Origin of the sequence: Rhodovulum sp. 12E13, assembly GCF_003340565.1 — a bacterium.
Taxonomy (GTDB): domain Bacteria; phylum Pseudomonadota; class Alphaproteobacteria; order Rhodobacterales; family Rhodobacteraceae; genus HLUCCA09.
Genome location: NZ_QPLK01000097.1, coordinates 1 through 1,676 on the forward strand (window position 1 = coordinate 1; position 1,676 = coordinate 1,676).

Here is a 1,676-nt window from a genome sequence, read left to right on the forward strand (position 1 = left end):
AAAAAGGGCTCTGACTCAATCTTGGTGCAGTTACCTTGCGTCATGCTGCGATCATTCTCGCCTTGAGCAGGTCGAGTTTGGCGCGGCCGTACATTTGGCGCTTCAGGGTTTTCAGGCGGTTGATCTGTCCTTCCGCCTGGCCGTTGGACCAGGGCTCTTCCATGGCGGCGACGACCGCGGCTCTGTCGGCCATGAGACCGCGCGCGAACGAGGACAGCAGGCTCTGTTCCGCCTTCGGCAGCCAGGCATCGAGGAGGTCGGGCTTTCGGTTCCGGATCATGGTCTGGAACTCGCCGGCCAGTGCAGCCGCTTCGGCCAGCCTCGGCACGCCATCTTCGATCTGTGCGACTATAAGAGCCTCGTCCCTCGAGAGGTTATCCCGGCGCAGGGTCATCGTTCGCGCGATGGCGCGGGCGGAGGGGCATTTCCGGGGGCGGCCGTCGGGCATGGTCTCGGCCCGCCGCCGCCGCGTCGCCCATTCCGTCACCACCCGCAGGCTACCCTGGTAGCCTGCGGCGCGCAGGCGTCGCCAGAGTTCGGCGCCGTTCCTGCAGCCGGCGGCCCATTCGGCGTCCAGCCGGGGCAGCCACCGCTCGAGCGAGCTCTGGCGGATGCGGAAGACGTCGTCGCGCTCGCCCCGCACGATACGGCGAACCACCTGACGGCTGCAGCCCGTCCGTCGGACGATCGCCTTGATGGCGACGCCCTCGGCAGCGAGCGCCTGCACCGCAGCGTTCGTCTCCTCGCGACGAAGGTAACCCTCGTACTGGACGCGCTCGGCCGCCGTCAGCAGATCGGGTGATATCTCGTTCTTCGCCAATAACTTGCGGATGTCGCCGAGGCTCTTCCTGACGGCGTCGACGAAGGCACGGCTGGCGTTCTCGAGCAGATGCCATCGGTCGGCGACCTGCTTGGCGTCCGGCAGCGCGCGGGTGACGGACGACGCGTAACCGCCCCCGCGATCGCGCGACACGATCTCTATGCCAGGCCGCTCGGCGAGCCATGCCTCCACTGTTCCGGTCTCCCGATCAGGCAGGATGTCGACGACGCGGTGCCGCTCGAGGTCGCAGACGATCGTCCCGTAGCGGTGGCCCTTCTTCCACGCCCAGTCGTCGATGCCGATCACCCGCGGCGCCACGGCCTCGCCTACGTCGACCTCCGCGCGCACGCTCCGCAGGAGTGTGTCCTTGCTGACGGGGAAGAGAAGCCGCCGGGCCATGCCCTGCCCGGGCCGGCCGCCAAGGGCGAGGCCGATACAGCGCACCAACTCCTGAAGCCGGGTCGTCCGGCGCGCGTATGGCCGCGTGATCCTGTTCTCCGGGCGCTCGGCGAAGATCTTCCGCGGGCATTCCCGATGCGGGCAGCGAAACCGTCGCACCGATAGGCGCACCCGAACACGGCGACCATGGGCGGGGACATCCGAGAGAGAGCGGTCATACCAGCTATGGATCCGCCGGGAGAGACGCCCGCACTCCGGACATTGAGAGCCTTGGCCACGCGCATGGGCCGCAATGATCAGCTCATCCGGTCCGACCGTCACGGCATCAACAACGAGGCCAGACGGCAATAACCGGGCAGTCTTCCGAGACACGGGCATGGGCACCTCTCCATCGCAACATCTTGCGACAAAGGTACCAAGCTGCCCCACTGGTTGCACCGAGAATGAGTCAGAGCCC

Annotated in this window: 1 protein-coding gene; it reads right to left on the minus strand. The window is 67.2% G+C overall.

All coding sequences use genetic code 11. The features are described 5' to 3' along the window. Window positions 1-40 precede the first annotated feature (40 nt). Complete coding sequence (locus DLJ49_RS21190) at window positions 41-1,597, minus strand: ISL3 family transposase (protein ID WP_115395479.1); 1,557 nt, start codon at window positions 1,595-1,597, stop codon at window positions 41-43. Window positions 1,598-1,676: the final 79 nt, after the last annotated feature.

Excerpts from the sequence above, each read along its gene's own strand:
- DLJ49_RS21190 (WP_115395479.1), bottom strand. The coding sequence starts at position 1,597 with ATGCCCGTGTCTCGGAAGACTGCCCGGTTATTGCCGTCTGGCCTCGTT.